12 protein-coding genes are annotated in these 16,559 nt (G+C 72.6%); 4 read left to right on the top strand and 8 right to left on the bottom strand.

From position 1 onward, the window contains the following. Positions 1 to 59: 59 nt before the first annotated feature. The gene (locus OG990_RS32745; protein WP_406078212.1) at positions 60 to 1,394 is read left to right on the top strand and encodes a TrkH family potassium uptake protein; all 1,335 of its coding nucleotides are present in this window, start codon (positions 60 to 62) and stop codon (positions 1,392 to 1,394) included. Between the two features lie 17 nt (positions 1,395 to 1,411). After that, positions 1,412 to 2,080 (top strand): potassium channel family protein, encoded by a 669-nt coding sequence (locus OG990_RS32740; protein ID WP_406078211.1) that lies wholly within the window; start codon positions 1,412 to 1,414, stop codon positions 2,078 to 2,080. 34 nt (positions 2,081 to 2,114) lie between these two features. Here OG990_RS32740 and OG990_RS32735 read toward each other — a convergent pair whose 3' ends face one another. From OG990_RS32735 to OG990_RS32705, 7 genes are all read right to left on the bottom strand, one after another. Next, the gene (locus OG990_RS32735; protein WP_406081960.1) at positions 2,115 to 3,734 is read right to left on the bottom strand and encodes a protein kinase domain-containing protein; all 1,620 of its coding nucleotides are present in this window, start codon (positions 3,732 to 3,734) and stop codon (positions 2,115 to 2,117) included. 71 nt (positions 3,735 to 3,805) lie between these two features. Beyond that, entirely contained in the window at positions 3,806 to 5,368 is a 1,563-nt protein-coding gene (locus OG990_RS32730) for a fused MFS/spermidine synthase (protein WP_406078210.1), read from the bottom strand. A 36-nt stretch (positions 5,369 to 5,404) separates the two neighbouring features. Continuing rightward, positions 5,405 to 6,379, bottom strand: coding sequence for a hypothetical protein (locus tag OG990_RS32725; protein ID WP_355602007.1), 975 nt, complete (start codon positions 6,377 to 6,379; stop codon positions 5,405 to 5,407). 219 nt (positions 6,380 to 6,598) lie between these two features. Further along, positions 6,599 to 7,408, bottom strand: coding sequence for an inositol monophosphatase family protein (locus OG990_RS32720; RefSeq protein ID WP_386987953.1), 810 nt, complete (start codon positions 7,406 to 7,408; stop codon positions 6,599 to 6,601). After that, positions 7,401 to 7,853 carry a response regulator gene (locus OG990_RS32715; protein WP_328420695.1) on the bottom strand — a complete coding sequence of 151 codons (453 nt, stop codon included), beginning with the start codon at positions 7,851 to 7,853 and terminating at the stop codon, positions 7,401 to 7,403. The genes OG990_RS32720 and OG990_RS32715 overlap by 8 nt, the downstream gene beginning before the upstream one ends. Further along, a complete protein-coding gene (locus OG990_RS32710; RefSeq protein ID WP_328420697.1) occupies positions 7,850 to 9,592 on the bottom strand; it encodes a CHASE3 domain-containing protein in 1,743 nt (580 codons plus the stop codon). Before OG990_RS32710 ends, OG990_RS32715 begins: the two co-directional genes overlap by 4 nt. Next, positions 9,589 to 10,833, bottom strand: coding sequence for a fused response regulator/phosphatase (locus OG990_RS32705; RefSeq protein WP_328420699.1), 1,245 nt, complete (start codon positions 10,831 to 10,833; stop codon positions 9,589 to 9,591). Before OG990_RS32705 ends, OG990_RS32710 begins: the two co-directional genes overlap by 4 nt. Positions 10,834 to 11,075: 242 nt before the next feature. Here OG990_RS32705 and OG990_RS32700 point away from each other — a divergent pair, with 242 nt between their 5' ends. Further along, positions 11,076 to 13,496 carry a M28 family peptidase gene (locus OG990_RS32700; protein ID WP_406078209.1) on the top strand — a complete coding sequence of 807 codons (2,421 nt, stop codon included), beginning with the start codon at positions 11,076 to 11,078 and terminating at the stop codon, positions 13,494 to 13,496. Positions 13,497 to 13,605: 109 nt separating this feature from the next. Here OG990_RS32700 and OG990_RS32695 read toward each other — a convergent pair whose 3' ends face one another. Continuing rightward, positions 13,606 to 14,094 carry a hypothetical protein gene (locus OG990_RS32695; protein WP_328420701.1) on the bottom strand — a complete coding sequence of 163 codons (489 nt, stop codon included), beginning with the start codon at positions 14,092 to 14,094 and terminating at the stop codon, positions 13,606 to 13,608. 284 nt (positions 14,095 to 14,378) lie between these two features. On the opposite strand from OG990_RS32695, the gene OG990_RS32690 reads away from it, so the two are divergent. Beyond that, a complete protein-coding gene (locus tag OG990_RS32690) occupies positions 14,379 to 16,556 on the top strand; it encodes a tetratricopeptide repeat protein (RefSeq protein ID WP_406078208.1) in 2,178 nt (725 codons plus the stop codon). Positions 16,557 to 16,559 lie beyond the last annotated feature (3 nt).

Here is a 16,559-nt window from a genome sequence, read left to right as displayed (position 1 = left end):
TGAATCTCCGGAATGAGCGTTCCCACTCCCCTGATGACACGGAAAAGGAAGATTGTCTGGTGCGCCGGTTTCTCCGCAACCCCGTGCGGCTGGTGCCGTTCGGGTTCCTGGTGCCGATCCTGCTCGGCACCGGGCTGCTGATGACGCGCTGGGCGACCGTCGACCACCAGCGCCCACCCCTGGTCACCGCGCTCTTCACCGCCACCTCCGCCGTGTCGGTCACCGGCATGGCCGTCACCGACACCCCCAACTACTGGTCCGGCGGCGGACTGTTGGTGATCACCCTGCTCACCCAGCTCGGCGGCCTCGGCATCCTCACCGTCGCGGCGCTGGTCATCCTGGTGGTCTCCCGCCAGCTCGGGCTGCGTAACCGGCTACTGGTGCAGGCCGAGACGGCGGAGTTCGGCATCGGTGACGTGGGGCGGCTGCTGCGCCGGATCGCGGTGACCGTCTTCGCCTGCGAGGCGGTGATGACCGCGCTGGTCGCCGGCCGGCTGTGGCTGGCCTACGACTACCCACCCGGGCGCGCCCTCTGGTCGGGCGTCTTCCACGCCGTCCAGGCGTTCAACAACGGTGGCTTCGCGCTCTACTCCGACGGTCTGCTGGCCTTCGACCGCGACCCGTGGGTGTCGCTGCCGCTGGCGTTCGGCGCGATCGTCGGTGGGCTCGGGTTCCCCGCCCTGTTCGAGGCGGTCCGCGAGTGGCGGCAGCCGACGCGCTGGGCGGTGGCCACCAAGCTGACCATCTGGGGCAGCGCCGTGCTGCTGCTGCTCGGCTTCGCCGGCCTGCTCGCCGCCGAGTGGACCAACGACGGCACCATCGGGCCGTACGACGTCCGGGGCAAGGCGCTCGCGTCGTTCACCCAGATCGCGCTGAGCCGCACCGGGGGCATCAGCGTCCTGGACACCACCGCGCTGCAGGAGGAGAGCTATCCGCTACTGATCGTGCTGATGTTCATCGGCGGCGGCAGCGCCAGTACAGCCGGCGGGATCAAGGTCTCGACGTTCTTTCTGCTGGCGTTCACCCTCTGGGCGGAGCTGCGCGGCGAGCCCGACGTGACGGTCGGGCACCGCCGGGTGGCCACCGCCAGCCAGCGACAGGCCATCACCGTGGCCCTGCTCAGCGTCGCGCTGGTCACGGCCGGGACGATGACCCTGCTGCTGCTCACCGAGGGGGTCCGCTTCGTCGCGGCCCTGTTCGAGGTCACCTCCGCCTTCAGCACCACCGGCCTGACCATCGGGCTGGCCGGCACGCTGCCGGCCAGCGGCCAACTGACCCTGACCGTGTTGATGTTCATCGGCCGGGTCGGGCCGCTCACCCTCGGTTCGGCGATCGCCCTGAACACCCGGCGCCGGCTCTACCGCTACCCCCAGGAACAACCCGTTGTCGGTTAGCAGCAAGGAGGGTCGAGGTGTCAGCTAGACGCGCGGACGGCCGCGGCGTCGTGGTGATCGGGCTGGGTCGGTTCGGCTGCCACCTGGCGGGGTCGCTGAGCCGGATGGACCGCGAGGTGCTGGCCATCGACCGCAACCCGGAACAGGTCCAGCGCTGGTCGGCTCAGCTCGACCGGGTCGTCCAGGCCGACGCGACCGAGGAGGGGGCGCTGCGGCAGCTCGGCGTTGCCAGCTTCGGGCGGGCGGTGGTGGCCATCGGGGCTTCGGTGGAGGCGAGCGTCCTCACCGTGCTGGCGCTGGTCGAGCTGGGCCTGCCGCAGATCTGGGCGCGGGCGACCTCGCAGAAGCACGCCAAGATCTTGTCGTCGGTCGGTGCACACCACGTGATCTTCCCCGAGGCGGAGACCGGCGATCGGGTGGCGCACCTGATCGTCAGCCGGCTGCTCGACTTCATCGAGTTCGACGACGACTTCGCGGTCGCCACTGTCCGGGTGCCGGAGTCCCTGGTCGGGCGGACCCTGCTCGACCTGCGTCCGGAGGAGCGCTACGGGGTCCGGGTGGTCGGCGCGAAGCTGCCGGGCGAGCGCTTCCGGTACGCCTCCGACAGCATGGCGCTGTCCGAGGGTGTGGTGCTGGTCGTGGAGGGCGGGATCGACCAGGTGCAACGGTTCGCGGGGCAGCGCTGAGCGGCCCACTTCTTCCCGCCGCCGTGACCCTTGGTCACTTTTCCGCTTTTCCCGAACCGCCACCCTTGCCCTTGCTGGGCTTCGCGGGCTTGGTCTTCGTCGTGCCACTGCCCGAACCCGAGCCGCCACGGACCGTCGCCGCCTTCGCCGGGGCCTTCGTGGCCGGCTTCTTCGGCGGGGCGGTGGACGGAGCCGTGCCGGCCACCCCGGAGACCCGTACCCCGCAGGTCGCGTCGCCGAGCCGGAACTCCACCGGCAGCGGGTTCGCCCCGCTGTACTTCCCGGCCAGGGTGAGCTTCTCGGCCGCGCCGGGCGCCAACGTGGCGCGCTGGGCCGCCGGCCGGATCAGGACCGTGCGCCCCTGCTGGTGCACCGGGGTCGGCTCCGCCTTCGTCACCGTCTGCTGACCGGGAAAGGTGAAGCTCATCGTCCAGTCACGCAGCTCGCTGCCCCCGGTGTTGGTCAGGGTCAGCTCGGCGGCGAAGTCCTTGCCGGAGTCCGCACGCAGCGCGTACGCCACCTCGCAGGGCGCCGCCTTCGGCAGACCCATCCGGGCCTCGGTCGGCGGCCGGTCCTCACCGCTGGCCGGGCTGCGCGAGGTGAACCCCCACAGCGCCCCGGTGACGGCGATCAGGCTGGCGGCGGCCACTCCGGCCTCCACCCGCCGGCGCCGGTTCGCCCGCCGGATCCGGTTGCGGGTACGGGACAGCGGCAGCGCGTCGGTCTCCGCCGACCAGGGCAGGATCGTGGTGCCCGCGCTGGCCAGCGCGGCCGGGTCCAGCGGTCCGGCGGCCGGCGAGACCGGCACCGCCGCCAGCATTCCGGCCGCGTCGGCGAGGGTGCGGGCCAGCTCGGCGGTGGCCGGCCGGTCCCCGGGTTGCTTGGCCAGGCAGCGCCGCACCAGGTCGGTCACCTCGTCGGGCAGCCCCGGCACGGCCTGCATCGGCTCCGGTTCGTTGTACATGTGCGCGCGCAGCATCTGCGTGGTCGTGCTGGCCTGCCACGGCAGCCGGCCGGTGAGCATCCGGTAGAGCAGCAGCCCCACGGCGTACACGTCGGTGGCCGGGGAGACCTGGCCGTTGTCCAGCCGCTCCGGTGCGAGGTACGCGGGCGTGCCCAGCAGTGTCCCGTCCGGGCCCTTCTCGCTCTCCCCCACCAGCGCGGAGATACCGAAGTCGACCACCTTGACCCCGGTCGAGGTGAGCATCACGTTGCCCGGGGTGACGTCGCGGTGCACCACGCCGCGGGCGTGCGCGGTGGCGAGCGCGGAGCTGACCTCCGCGCCGACGGTCACCGCCTCCCGCCAGGGCAGGCGGCCTTCCCGGCCCAGCCGGTTGGCCAGCGAACCGCCGTCGACCAGCTCCATCACCACGTACGGCACGGTCAGGCCGACCTGTTGGGACTCGCCGTAGTCGTACACGTTGGTGATGTGCGGGTGGCAGAGCCGCGCGGCGGCCTGCGCCTCGATCCGGATCCGGTGCCGGAAGGCCCGGTCGCTGGCCAGCCGGGAGGCCAGCACCTTCACCGCGACCTGGCGGCCGAGCACCTCGTCGTAGCCCCGCCAGACCACCGACATGCCGCCCGCGCCGAGCTGCTCGACGAGCCGGTACCGCTCATCGAGGAGTTGCGCGCTGTTCCGGTCCTCACCACCCATGGTGGCCGTTGTTGCCCGCACGGGGCCCGGCTACACCTCAAGTATCGGAATCGGTCAGGAATGTCACCCGTTCAGGCGGTCGCCAGCAGTTGGTCCACCGGGGCGTAGTCGTCGGTCAGCACCAACGCGGCACCGATGAAATCCGTCAGCTCCGGGCCGGACAGCAGGCTCACCTGCCGATCGACCTCGTCCAGCCGGGCGCGGACGGCGGCCAGCGGCAGTGGCGCGTCGGAGGCGACGATGAGGAAGTTGGCGCCCTGCTCCTCGGCGAGCGCCTCCGGCGGGGCGATCAACGCGATGTGCTCGAACTCGGCGGCCACCGTGGCCAGCTCCGCGCGGATGAACCGCAGCGGCGGATAGTCGATGACGTTCTGCACGTACACCCCACCGGGGCGGGTCACCCGCCGGACCTCGGCGGCCATTTCGCGGGTGGCCAGGTGCCACGGCACCACCAGGTGGCCGAACGCGTCGCCGACCACCAGGTCACGGCTGTCCGTCGGCTCACCCACGACCAGCATCCGGGCGTCACCCACCACCGCCCGCAGCTCCGGCCCCGGGCGTACGCCCAACTCCCGCTCGCCCAGCTCGACCAGCCCGCCGTCGATCTCGAACACCACGTTGTCGGTGCCCGGCCGGGTGGCGGTCAGGTAGCGCGGCACGGTGAACCCGCCGCCGCCCAGGTGCAGCGCGTCCAACCGCTGTCCGGCCGGCGCGGCCACGTCGGCGACCGCGCCGATCCACTTCGTGTACGCGTACTCCAGGTGCTTCGGGTCGGCCAGGTCCACGTACGAGTGCTGGGCCGAGTTGAGCAGCAGCGTGCGCCCGCTGGGCCGGTCCGGGTCGGACGTCACCCGGGCGCAGTGGTACGCCGTCTCGATGTCGCACGGGTTCGGCGCCACGGTGGTCAGCCCCGCCCCGACCAGGCCGAGCACGGCCAGCGCGGCCCGGGCCCGGGCCGGACCGGGCAGCTCGGTGGGCGCCTGCCGGCGCAGGTACCAGCCGAGGCCGATGCCGGCCAGACCGAGCGCGATCGCCAGCGCGAGCAGGATCACCGTGCTGGGTAGCGCGGCGACCAGCACGAAGCCGGTGAGCAGGGTGGCGGTGATGCCGCCCAGCGTGCCGATCCCGGACAGCCGCCCGACCACCTGGCCGGTCCGGCGCAGGTCGGCGAGCTGGAGCTTCACCACCAGCGGGGTGACCGCCGCCAGCAGCGCCGCCGGCACGAACACGGCCAGCGCCACCAGCAGCAGGATGGCGGTCGCCGCACCGCCGCGCAGCACCTCACCGGCGTACCGGACCACCGGCAGGGTGATCGCGGTGGCGATGCCGGCCAGCACCAGCGCCGGCGCCAGCAGACCCCGCGGGTTGCGCCGGTCGGCCAACCAGCCACCGGACCACGCCCCGTACGCGATCGCGGCCAGCGCGATGCCGATAACCGAGCTGGTCACCTGGAGGGTCACCCCGACGTACGGGCCGACCAGGCGCAGCGCGACGGTCTCCAGCACCAGTACGGCGCCGCTGGAGAAGAAGACCAGAAAGGCGGCCAGGCCGTTGGGCAGCGCCCGGCCGGTGATGGGCACGGACGAGGCCGAGGACGCCGGCGGGGCCGCCACGTCGGACGGTGGGGAGCTCATCGTCGCGATGGTACGCAGCGAAGCTGGTGCTCCGGGTCAGTACATCGAGAGATGAACATGGTTCGTGTGGCTCGCTGCCGGGCTGCCGCTGCCGCTGTACGAGCGCCAGCCGGTGCCGGGGTGCCAGATCTGCCGGTACCAGATCACGTAGAGCACGCCCAGCCGGTCGGCGTTGCGCACGTGCCAGGCGGCCAGGCTGTCCCCGTACGCCTTGTCGCCGCCGGTCGCGTTGCGGTCCTCGAAGCCGTTGGTGGCAGCCGCGAAGTCGCAGGCCCGCCCCTTCGGGTGCTCACCGCCGCCACCCTCGCGTTTGCAGGAGACGTACCGCTTGTAGCCGGCCGCCTGGGTCTGCTTGAGCGCGTTGAGGGTGCGGGGGGTGATGCAGCCGGAGGTGGTCGGGTCGTCCACCGAGCAGGACTCCGACGGCCAGGAACCGTCGGGGTTGCGCGGCGCCGGCTTCGCCGAGGCGGAGCTGCCGCCGCTGAAACCGTTGCTGCTGCCCGAGCTGACCTCGGCGAGCGCCGCCTCGGCCTCCTTCTTCTTCTTCGCCATCACGGCGAGCTGCTTCTGCTGCTCGCGGACCTCGGCGTCGATGGCGACCTTGGCCTGCTGCGCCTGCTGCCGGGCGTCGGCGAGATCGCGCAGCCGCTTGCTGTCCCGCTGCGCCATCAGGTCGAGGTCGGAAGCGCGTTGCAGGAACGCCTGCGGCGTGGCGGTGTTGAGCAGCATCGACGCCGGGGTGAGCCGACCGACCCGGTACGACTGCGCGGCCACCTCGCCAACCTGGGCGGTGAGCCCGACCAGCCGGGCTTCGACGGTGGTCAGCTCGCCGCTGAGGGCGGTCTGCCGGCGCTTGGAGTTGTCCAGCTTGGCCTTGGCCTCGATGTGGCCCTTGGCGGTCAGCTCCAGCGCGTCCTGCAGCTTCTTGCTGCCGCCCTCACCGGGCTCCGCGTACGCGGGCACCGCACCACCGGCGAGCACCAGCGTGACGGTAGCGAGCAGAGCGAGCAGCTGACTGAGCCTGGTCCTGGGCACGAAAGCGTCCTTCCGTCGACCGCCGGCCCCCGGTGAACTCCACTGCACGGCGGCGTCCCCGCCGGCGCCGATCGGCGGCCTGCTGGCGGAGACCGCCGGTCACGATACCGGAACGAGCGCCGGTGACCAGCCCCGTGCCCGCCCCGCCGCTCCGGTGTCGACGCAGCGTGCTGCCACCGTCGCGGACTGCGTGGATCAGGAGCCGAGCAGGGCGTCGTGCACCTCGGCCCAGACCTGCTCGTTGGCCGCGACGAGCAGGCCTCGCCCCTCGCCGGCAGGGTGATAGTCGACGCCGTCGAACCGGCGGGCAACGCCACCGGCCGCGCGGACCAGCAGGGCGCCTGGGGCGTGGTCCCACGGCAGGGTGCGCCAGAAGAGGGTGAACTGCTGCTCGCCGGTGAGGATGTCCAGGTACTCGCGGCCGGCGCAGTGCTGGCCGGGCAGCAACTCGCCGAGCCGCCGGCCGCCGGCGCGGACCCGGTCCCGGGCCTCCGGTGGCAGGAACCGGGTCATGGCCGCGCCGCGCAGCTCGCCCAGCGGCGGCACCCCGACCGCGCCGCCCACCGGCCGACCGTTGAGCAGGGTGCCGTCGTCGGCCCAGCCGGCAGCCAGGGTCTCGGCCATCGGGTCGAGGATCCAGCCGGCGGTCAGCCGCCCGTCGGTCAGCAGCGCCACCATCAGCGCGAACGGCCGGCGGCCGGCGGCGAAGTTGGCGGTGCCGTCGATCGGGTCCACCAGCCAGACGTCCCCGCCGTCGCGCAGGTGCCGCAGCAGCCCTGGATCGTCGGCGACGCCCTCCTCACCGACCACCATCGAGCCCGGCCGCAGCCGGCGCAGCCTCGCGGAGATCAGCTCCTCGGCCCGGCGGTCGGCGATGGTGACCACCTCGCCGGGCGCCTTCTCCGACACGTCCGCCTCGTCGAGCTTGCGGAACAGCGGCAGCACGATCTGGTCGGCGGCCTCCCGGAGCAGGTCACTGACGTCGTCGAGCAGGGTGTCAGCCACGCGGCGGCAGCTTGACCACGCTGACGAAGAACTCGTCGATCTGGCGGACCACCGAGATGAAGCGCTCGAAGTCCACCGGCTTGGTCACGTAGGCGTTGGCGTGCAGCTGGTAGCTGCGTAGGATGTCCTCGTCGGCCTGCGAGGTGGTGAGCACCACCACCGGGATCCGGCGCAGTTCCTCGTCCTTCTTGATCTCTTCCAGCACCTCCCGGCCGTCCCGGCGCGGCAGGTTGAGGTCGAGCAGGATCAGGTCGGGCATCACCGCGTCGGCGTACTGGCCCTCCTGCCGCAGGTAGGCGAGCGCCTCGGCGCCGTCGGACACGACGGTCAGCCGGTTGCGCAGCTTGTGCTCCTCGAACGCCTCCTGGGTCATCAACACGTCACCCGGATCGTCCTCCACGAGCAGGACCTCGATCGGGCTCTTGCCGTCCGCTGGCGCGGTCATCCCACCGTCTCCCTCATGTCACCCGTTCTACCGCTTTCCCGGGACCCGTCGGCCCGGTCCGGCCGGTCCGCCTCGGCGGACTGCTCCGGCAGCGCGGGCGGCGTCTCGGCCGAGGGCTCGGATTCGCCCGTAGCGTCACCCTCGACCGGCGGCTGCTCCGGCGTCTCGGCGGCCGTGGCGGCCGCCTCGATGGCCTCGGGCAGCGCTGGCAGGGTGAACCGGATGGCGGTGCCCTCCGGCACGTCGGTGTCCACCCAGACCCGGCCGCCGTGGTATTCCACGATCTTCTTGGCGATGGCCAACCCGATGCCGGTGCCCGGGTACGCATCCTTCGAGTGCAGCCGCTGGAAGATCACGAAGATCTTGTCGGCGAACTCCGGCTCGATCCCGATGCCGTTGTCCTGGCAGGTGATCTCCCACTCGGTCCCGACCAGCCGGGCCGAGACGTGCACCTTCGGCGGCACGTCCGGGCGGCGGAACTTGATCGAGTTGCTGACCAGGTTGGCCAGCAGGTTGGTGAGCAGCGGCTCTTCGCCCCGGATCACCGGCAGCTCGGTCCAGGTCAGCTCGGCGTCGGCGTACTGCCGGGCGGCCTCGGTCTGGCCGGCCACGTCGCCCATCACCTTGTTGAGGTCGACGTCGACGAAGCCCGCGGTGAGCCGGCCGATCCGGGAGAACGCGAGCAGGTCGTTGATCAGCCGCTGCATCCGCTGCGCGCCGTCCACCGCGAAGGCGATGTACTGGTCGGCCCGCTCGTCGAGCTGCCCGGCGTAGCGGCGCTGGAGCAGCTGACAGAAGCTGGCCACCTTGCGCAGCGGCTCCTGGAGGTCGTGTGAGGCCACGTACGCGAACTGCTCCAGGTCGCGGTTGGACCGGGTGAGCTCCTCGGCCTGCTTCTGGAGCTGGGTGTTGACCCACTCGATGCGCTCGCGAGCCTCCCGCACCTCGGCCAGGTCGGAGGCGATCTTCTGGCGCATCGCGTCCACGTCCTCAGCGAGCCGGATGAACTCCGGCGGGCCGGTGGTGGCGATGCCGTGCTGGTAGTCGCCGTCGGCGACCTCGCGGACCTGGTCGGCCAGCCCGACGAGTGGCCGGATCACCATCCGGTCCAGGGAGAGCAGCAGCACCGTGCCGGCGACGACCACCACCAACGCGGCGATGATCAGGAGCACGACCAGCACGTTGCTGCTGCTACGCACGGCGGCGGCGGACTCTTCCCGGGCGGTCAGGATCTCCTGCTGAAGGTCGCCGACCGCCGACCGGACCTGGTCGAACTGCTGCCGGGCCTGGTCGTTGACCAACGCCTGGCCGGCGGTGGTGCCGCGCTGGTCGGTGGTGGTGATCACCGGCTCCGCCACCACCTGCCGCCACTGCTCGGCACGCTCCTCGACGGTCCGCAGCTCCTGGCCGATCTGTGGATAGTCATCGAGCAGCGTCCGCATCGAGGCGACGAGGTCCTTCTCCTGGTCGAGCCCCGCCCGGTACGGCTCAAGGTCGGCCGGGTCACCGCTGACCGCGTACCCGCGGACCCCCGTCTCCTGGTCGAGCACCGCGTTGAGCAGTTCCTGCGCCTGCACCCGCAGCGGGCCGGTCTTGTTCAGGATGGCGTCGATCTGGGTGCGGTTGCGGGCCGCCATCGCCGCCTCGGCGGCGGCCAGGCCGATCAGCAGCACGCCAACGACGGTGAGCAGGGTGATGACCCGGCGGCGCAGGCTCCAGCCGCCGACCACCGGCGTCACCGGCCACCGCCCCGGCTGACCAGCAGCATGGCAACGTCGTCGGCGAGCGGGCCACCGTTGATCTGCTCGGCCCGGCCGACCAGCCACGCCGGCAGCTCGGGCAGCGGCACCTGGCGGTTCGCCGGCTCATCGAGCAGCCCGCTCAGACCCGGCACGTCGAGCCGCTCGTTGCTCGTGCCCACCCGCCCCTCGATCAGGCCGTCGGTGTACATCAGCAGGGACCAGTCATCGGTGTCGAACTCCAGGTCGTAGGCGATCGGCCGGCGGGGTCGTACGCCCAGCAGCAGGCCGCCGGGCGCGGGCACCGGAACGACCCGGCCGCCGGAGAGCAGCAGCGGCGGCGGATGCCCGGCGAGTCGGACGGTGGCCCGGTTGGCGTCCAGGTCCAGTCGGGCGGTGGCCACCGTCGCGAAGATCTCCTGGAGCCGGCGCTCGCTCATCAGCACCTGCTCCAGCGCGGGCAGCACCTCGTCGTCCGGTACGCCGGCGAGCACCAGTGCCCGCCAGGCCACCCGCAGCTCGACGCCGAGCGCGGCCTCGTCCACGCCGTGCCCGCAGACGTCCCCGACGATCAGGTAGAGACGGTCCGGGCTGGTCTGCACCACGTCGAAGAAGTCGCCGCCGATCAGCGCGGCGTGCCGGCCGGGCCGGTAGAAGGTGTGCACCGCCACCTGGTCGGTCGTCATCAGTGGCTGGGGCAGCAGGCCGCGTTCGAGCCGAGCCGACTCGGCCTGGCGCAGCTCGACCTCGCGCAGCCGGCGGGCGTTCTCGTCGGCGCGTTTGCGCTCCACCGCGTAGCGCAGCGCCCGGGTCAGCAGCACCCCGTCGACCTGGCCCTTGACCAGGTAGTCCTGCGCGCCCTCGGCGACCGCCACGATGCCGAGGTGCTCGTCCGAGCGGCCGGTGAGCACGCAGACCGCCGCGCCGCTGGACATCTCCAGCACCTGGCGCAGCCCGTCCAGCCCCTGCGCGTCCGGCAGGCCCAGGTCGAGCAGGACACAGTCGACGTTGCTGATCCGTTGCCGCGCCTCGCTGAGGCTGCTGGCGATCAGCAGGTCGATCATCGAGTTCGTCTCGGCGAGCAGCTCACCGACGAGGAAGGCGTCACCCTCGTCGTCCTCCACCAGCAGCACGCGCAACCGCTCGCCCGGCGGCAGGTTGGCGTGCCTCGACAGGCCGCCGTGCGGGTACGGCACAACGGGGGAACCGGCCAGGCCGGCTCCCCGGTGCGGCCGGGTCACCGCCGCGAGGCGCGGGAGATCGCTGGTGATGTCGGGCTCCTTCCGAGTGCCCTGCTGATCCTGTATTAGACAACGGTCGGACACAACACGATGGCCTCGGCGCGACCGGCAATGGGCCGGATCACTGCCCGCGAAGGACAAACCGGGCGGCGGTGGAGGCCAGGACGTCCGGCCGTCCCACCCCGAGCCGCGGAGGGGCAGGATGGTGCCACCCCAGGCCCCACCACCCCCGAGGAGTTCCCGTGGGCGCACCCCCCACCCCCGTCACGAAGGGCAGGCCGGCCCGCACGGGTCCGGACGTACCCCTCGCCGATCGTGCGCTGGCCCGGCCCCGCCGGCGGCTCGCGGCCGCCGTGGCCGCCCTCGTCGCGCTGGTCGCCGTCGGCGCCGGCGGCCTGCTGGACCTGCGCACCCCGGCGCCGAGGTCGGCCGACGCGCCGGCGGACGCGTTCAGCGCCAGCCGGGCGTACGAGGACGTCCAGGTCATCGCAGCCCGGTCGCACGTCGCCGGCAGCCCGGCCAACGACCAGGTCCGCGCGCACATCGAGCAGCAGTTGCGCGGGCTGGGCCTGGAGACCGAGGTGCAGGACACCGTCGCCCCGGAAGCCGGCCAACTCAGCGGGGCGGCGGGTGGGGCCACCCTGGCCCGGGTACGCAACGTGGTGGCCCGGCTGCCCGGCACCGACCCCACGGGCCGGGTCTTCCTGGTCGCCCACTACGACTCGGTGCAGACCGGGCCGGGCGGCAACGACGACGCGGCCGGCACCTCCGCCATTCTGGAGGTCGCCCGGGCGTTGGCGGCCGGCCCCCGGCCGCGCAACGACATCGTCTTCGTGCTGACCGACGCCGAGGAGGCGTGCCTCTGCGGCGCCTCCGCGTTCGCCGCCAGCCATCCGCTGGCCGCCAACGGTGGGGTGGTGCTCAACCTGGAGGCGCGCGGCTCGACCGGCCCCGTGATCATGTTCGAGACGTCCCGGAACAACGCGAAGCTGGTGGACGTCTTCGGCCGCGCCGCCCCGCACCCGGTCGGCACCTCGTTCGCCGTGGAGATCTACCGCGCGCTGCCCAACGACACCGACTTCACCGCGTTCCTGGACCGGAAGTTCGTCGGGCTGAACTCGGCGTACATCGACGGTGGCGCGATCTACCACACGCCACTGGACACCCCGGCATCGATGGATCGGGGCAGCCTCCAGCAGCATGGGGACAACGCGCTGGGTCTGGCCCGGGAGTTCGGCCGCACCGACCTGACCGACCTACGCTCCGGGAACGACGCCACCTACTTCCCGGTCCCCGGCGGGCTGGTCCGCTACCCCGGCTGGCTCACCCTGCCGCTGGCCCTGCTGGCGGTGCTCGCGGTGGCCGCGCTGGGTTGGCTGACCCGTCGGCGGGGTCGGGCCAGCACCGGCCGGCTTGCCGCCGGCTTCGGGCTGGCCCTGGTGCCGATCGTGGCCGCGCCGCTCGCCGCACAGCTGCTCTGGATGGCGATCACCGCGATCCGGCCGGGGTACGCCGAACTGCTCGACCCGTACCGGCCGATCTGGTTCCGGTTGGCCGTGCTGGCGCTCGCCGCCGCCATCCTGTTCACCTGGTACGCGCTGACCCGCCGCCGGATCGGGCCGGCCGCGCTCGCCGTCGGCGGGCTGGCCTGGCTGGCCCTGCTCGGGGTGCTGCTCGCCGTGGCGGTGCCCGGCGGGGCGTACCTCACCAGCCTGCCGGCGCTGGCTGGCGCCCTCGGCGGGCTGGTCGCGCTGCGCACCCGGCAGACCGGGCCGTGGCCGGTGGTGGCGGTGACCGCCGCCAGCGCGGTCGGCGTGGTCATCCTGCTGCCGACCGTGGTGCTGCTCTTCCCCGCGCTGGGAATGGCCATGGGCGGCGTGGCCGCGCTGGTCGCGGTGCTGCTCGGCCTGGCCGCGCTGCCAGTGGTCGACCTGCTGCATCCGCAGGCCGGTGGCCAGCGCGGGATGCGGGCGCTGCGGGCCCGGCGGCTCGCGGTGCTGCCGGCCGGGGCCGCCGCCGTGGCGGCGGTGGTGCTCGCGGGGGTCGGCCTGGCCGTGGACCGCTTCGACGCCGCCCACCCCGCGCCCACCCACCTGATGTACGCCATGGACGCGGGCACCGGCCAGGCCCGCTGGCTGAGCCACGAGACCGATCCGCAGCCGTGGACCGATGACTACGTGGACGGGGTGACCGACGTCGGGGACGAATTCCCCGGGCTCGGCGATGGTGAGCTGCGGGCCGGCCCGGCGCAGGCGGCGAGCCTGCCGGCGCCGAAGCTGGAGGTGTTGGCCGACAGCGTCGCGGGCGGCGAACGCACGCTGCGGCTGCGGCTCACCCCGCAGCGGGTGGCGCGGCTGGCCACCCTGCACGTCGACACGTCGACCGCCACAGTGCTGCGGGCCGAGGTGGCCGGTCGGTCGGTGCCGGTGGAGCCCCGCGCGGGCAGGTGGGGCTTCGGGCTGGTCTTCCACGCCCCGCCGGCCGAGGGGATCGAGGTCACGCTGACCCTGCGACCGATCGCCGGGCAGGTGGCGCTGCGGGCGATGGACGCCAGTGACGGGCTGGACGCGCTGCCCGGCTTCCGCCCCCGGCCGCCAGCCGTCGGCGTCGTCGGCTCGCACAGCTCCGAGATGCTGGCGGTTGCCCGCACCTATCCCCTGTGACGGACGGGCCGGTGGTCCGGCGGAGCCAGTTCTCCGGCGGGCCACCGGCCCTGCGTACCGATCGGAAATGCCGCATGGCGTCGTTGCGGATCCGTCCGGCGATATCCGGTCAGCTCGCCGGTTCGGGTTGGCCGGCGCCGCTGCGCCGCCAGCGGTTTCCGTCGTGATCGGTGTACGTGAGATCCACCAGAACGGTGTCGGCCGCGCGCAACCGATGCTCCGCCGTCACGGTGACGAACAGTTCGTGACTGTCCCGACCGTGTATCCGGCGTACCTGTTTCACCGCGGCCAACTCGGTGGGCGTGCCCTCCGGATCGTCGGGCGGGACGAGCCGCGGCAGCACCGTCACGTCCAGCACCGGGGCGTCGCTCTCGTTGGCCACGGTCACCCGGAGCACTGAGTTGCCCCGGATCTCGGCCACCGCCGAGATCAGCCGGGCCTGGGTGGCCCGGACCCGCAGCTCGTCGGTCCGGCGGGCACGGATCTCCCGGCGCAGTCCAAGGTAGACGAACAGGACGCTGGCGATCGAGCCGACCGCGCCAAACCAGTCCGGCACGGAACCCCAGTCGACGGCGGCCTGGTGTGGCGACCAGTTCATGCGTCCATCGTGGATGCGCCAGGCGAGTGTCCCGTACGGCGGATCGGCCCGAATCCATCGCGAAATGGAAATGGCGGCACCGATTCCGGTCACGCGGGTGACCTAAACGGAGAGTGTGCGAGTCAGTACGGTGGTGGATATCCTTGCGGTTGGCGTGGTGCGAGCGACAATCCCTCCCACTGTCCACCAGCTGGACATGATCTTTTCTGTCGCCTACCCCGCCGCAATTTCGCCACCGAAGGGGGACCGCATTGACTGCGGACGTTCCACCCGACGATGCCGGCGTGCCCCGGCCGGCTTACGACCGGCCGAGTCGGGTCTCTGTCGACCCGCCGCTCGGGCGGCTGGACTGCCCGTTGCACGGGCGGGATGACCTGATCGACGAAATCGTGCAGCCACGGGAGGTCGCCGGGGATCGGGCCTCGGTGCACATCCTCTGCGGCATGGGCGGCTCTGGTAAGAGCCACGTCGCCCTGGAGATCGCCCGCCGTGCCCGTTCGGACGGGCGGACCGTCTGGTGGGTGCAGGCGGGCCGGCTCAACTCGGGGATGCGCGAGGTGGTCAGCCAACTCGGCGCCTCGGAAACCCAGGTCGACCAGGCATGGGCCGGGATGATCAGCGCAACGGACCTGGTCTGGCGCTACCTCAACCAGGCCGGGCAGCCCTGGCTGCTGATCTTCGACAGCGTGGACGAGCCCGGCACGCTCGGCCCCACCGACGGGGTGCTTGCCGACGGCACCGGCTGGCTGCGCAGCCCGGAGGCCGAGGACGGCATGGTCCTGGTGACCACCCGGGACGGCAACCGGAGCACCTGGGGCACCTGGTCGACTCTGCACCAGGTGCGCCCGCTCGACGCCGACGCCGGCGCGCAGGTGCTGATCGACCGGGCCGGCCCGCAGGCCGGTGACCTGGCCGACGCCCGGGAGCTGGCCCGGGAGCTGGGCGGGTTACCGCTGGCCCTGCGCGCGGCCGGCAACTACCTCCGGTCGGTCAACGCCAGCCCGGTCTGGCGCGGCTCCTCCACCATCACCACCTTCGCCGACTACCGGGCTGCGGTGGAGCGCCGGTTCCGCTCGCCGCGCGATGCCGCCGACATCGACCTCGACGAGTCACTCGGCCTGGAGATCGTCCGCGAGGTCGACGACATCTCACTGGACCTGCTGGCCCGCCGCCAGCTCCAGCAGAGCCGCCCACTGCTCAACGTGCTGGCCTGCCTGAGCATCTCCCCGGTGCCCTACGAGGTGGTGCTCAAGCCGGCCATCCTGGCCGGGTCGCCACTGTTCGAAGGGCTGACCGGTCGGCAGCGGGTGAAGGTGCTGGAGGGCATCGGGGACCTCGCCCTGGTCGACTTCGACGTCCGGGAGGACGTCACCGACCCGGCCTTCGCACACGTGTTGTCGCTGCACCCGCTGGTGCACGCGATGTTCCGGGACCGGGACGAGGTCCGCGAGCAGATCGCCGAGTACCACGGGCTGGTCATGAGGCTGCTGCTCGCCGCCACCGAGGGGCAGAGCCCGGACGACTCGGCCGTCTGGGCCAACTGGGACGTGCTGGTGCCGCACCTGGTCGAGGCGGTCCGCGAATACCTCGTGCCGCAGCAGCAGAAACACGGCCCCGAGACGGTACGCCGGGCGCTCGAGCTGGCCCGGCTCACCGCCCGCTACCTCATCGCGGTCGGCCTGCCGGGCTCGGCCTTCGACATTCTCGACCCGATCGTGCGCGGCTGTGCCGCGTACGACCACGAGCGCGACCGGCCCCAGGTACTGGCGCTGCGGCACGAGCTGGGCCGCACCTGGCTGGAGCGGAACCAGCCGGAGATGGCCGAGCGGGTGCTCCGCGACGTGATCGCGGACCGGACCAGGGTGCTCGGCAGCGACGACGCCGACACGCTGGCCAGCCGGCACAAGCTGACCAAGGCGATCATGGCGCAGCGTCAGTGGCCGGAGGCCGAGCTGGAGCTGCGGCAGATCGTCATTGCCGAAGACCAGGTCCGCGGTCCGGAGCACTGGGACACCATGGTGGTGCGGCACAGCCTCGCGCTGGCCGTGCTCGCCCAACACCGGGCCGCCGAGGCCGAGGAGATGCTGCACGCCATCCTGGAGGTCCGGTACCGCACCTGGCCGCTCAACCAGCCGGAGACCTGGCAGGCCCGGCACACGCTGGCCCGCTGCATGCAGGAGCAGGGCCGGCTCGACGAGGCGGAGACGGAGCTGCGGGCCACCCTGGCAACCGTGGAGCCTCGGCACGCCGACCGCAGCGAGGTGCTCGCCATCCGGGCCACCCTGGCCGCGCTCCTGCTGCTCGACGGGCGTCTCGACCCGGCGATCGAGGCGTACGAGCAGTTGCTGGCCGACCGGCGGCGGCTGCTCGGAGACACCCACCTGGACACTCTCCAGGTGGAACATGCGCTGCGTCGCCTGCGCAACGGCGACGACACGGCCGGGCCCACCGGCGGACGCTGAGCA

The sequence above is a fragment of the Micromonospora sp. NBC_00858 genome (genome assembly GCF_045207365.1).
GTDB lineage: Bacteria > Actinomycetota > Actinomycetes > Mycobacteriales > Micromonosporaceae > Micromonospora.
This window is presented reverse-complemented; position numbering and strand designations above follow the sequence as displayed.

Excerpts from the sequence above, each read along its gene's own strand:
- OG990_RS32695 (WP_328420701.1), bottom strand. The coding sequence starts at position 14,094 with ATGAACTGGTCGCCACACCAGGCCGCCGTCGACTGGGGTTCCGTGCCG.
- OG990_RS32730 (WP_406078210.1), bottom strand. The coding sequence starts at position 5,368 with ATGAGCTCCCCACCGTCCGACGTGGCGGCCCCGCCGGCGTCCTCGGCC.
- OG990_RS32715 (WP_328420695.1), bottom strand. The coding sequence starts at position 7,853 with ATGACCGCGCCAGCGGACGGCAAGAGCCCGATCGAGGTCCTGCTCGTG.
- OG990_RS32735 (WP_406081960.1), bottom strand. The coding sequence starts at position 3,734 with ATGGGTGGTGAGGACCGGAACAGCGCGCAACTCCTCGATGAGCGGTAC.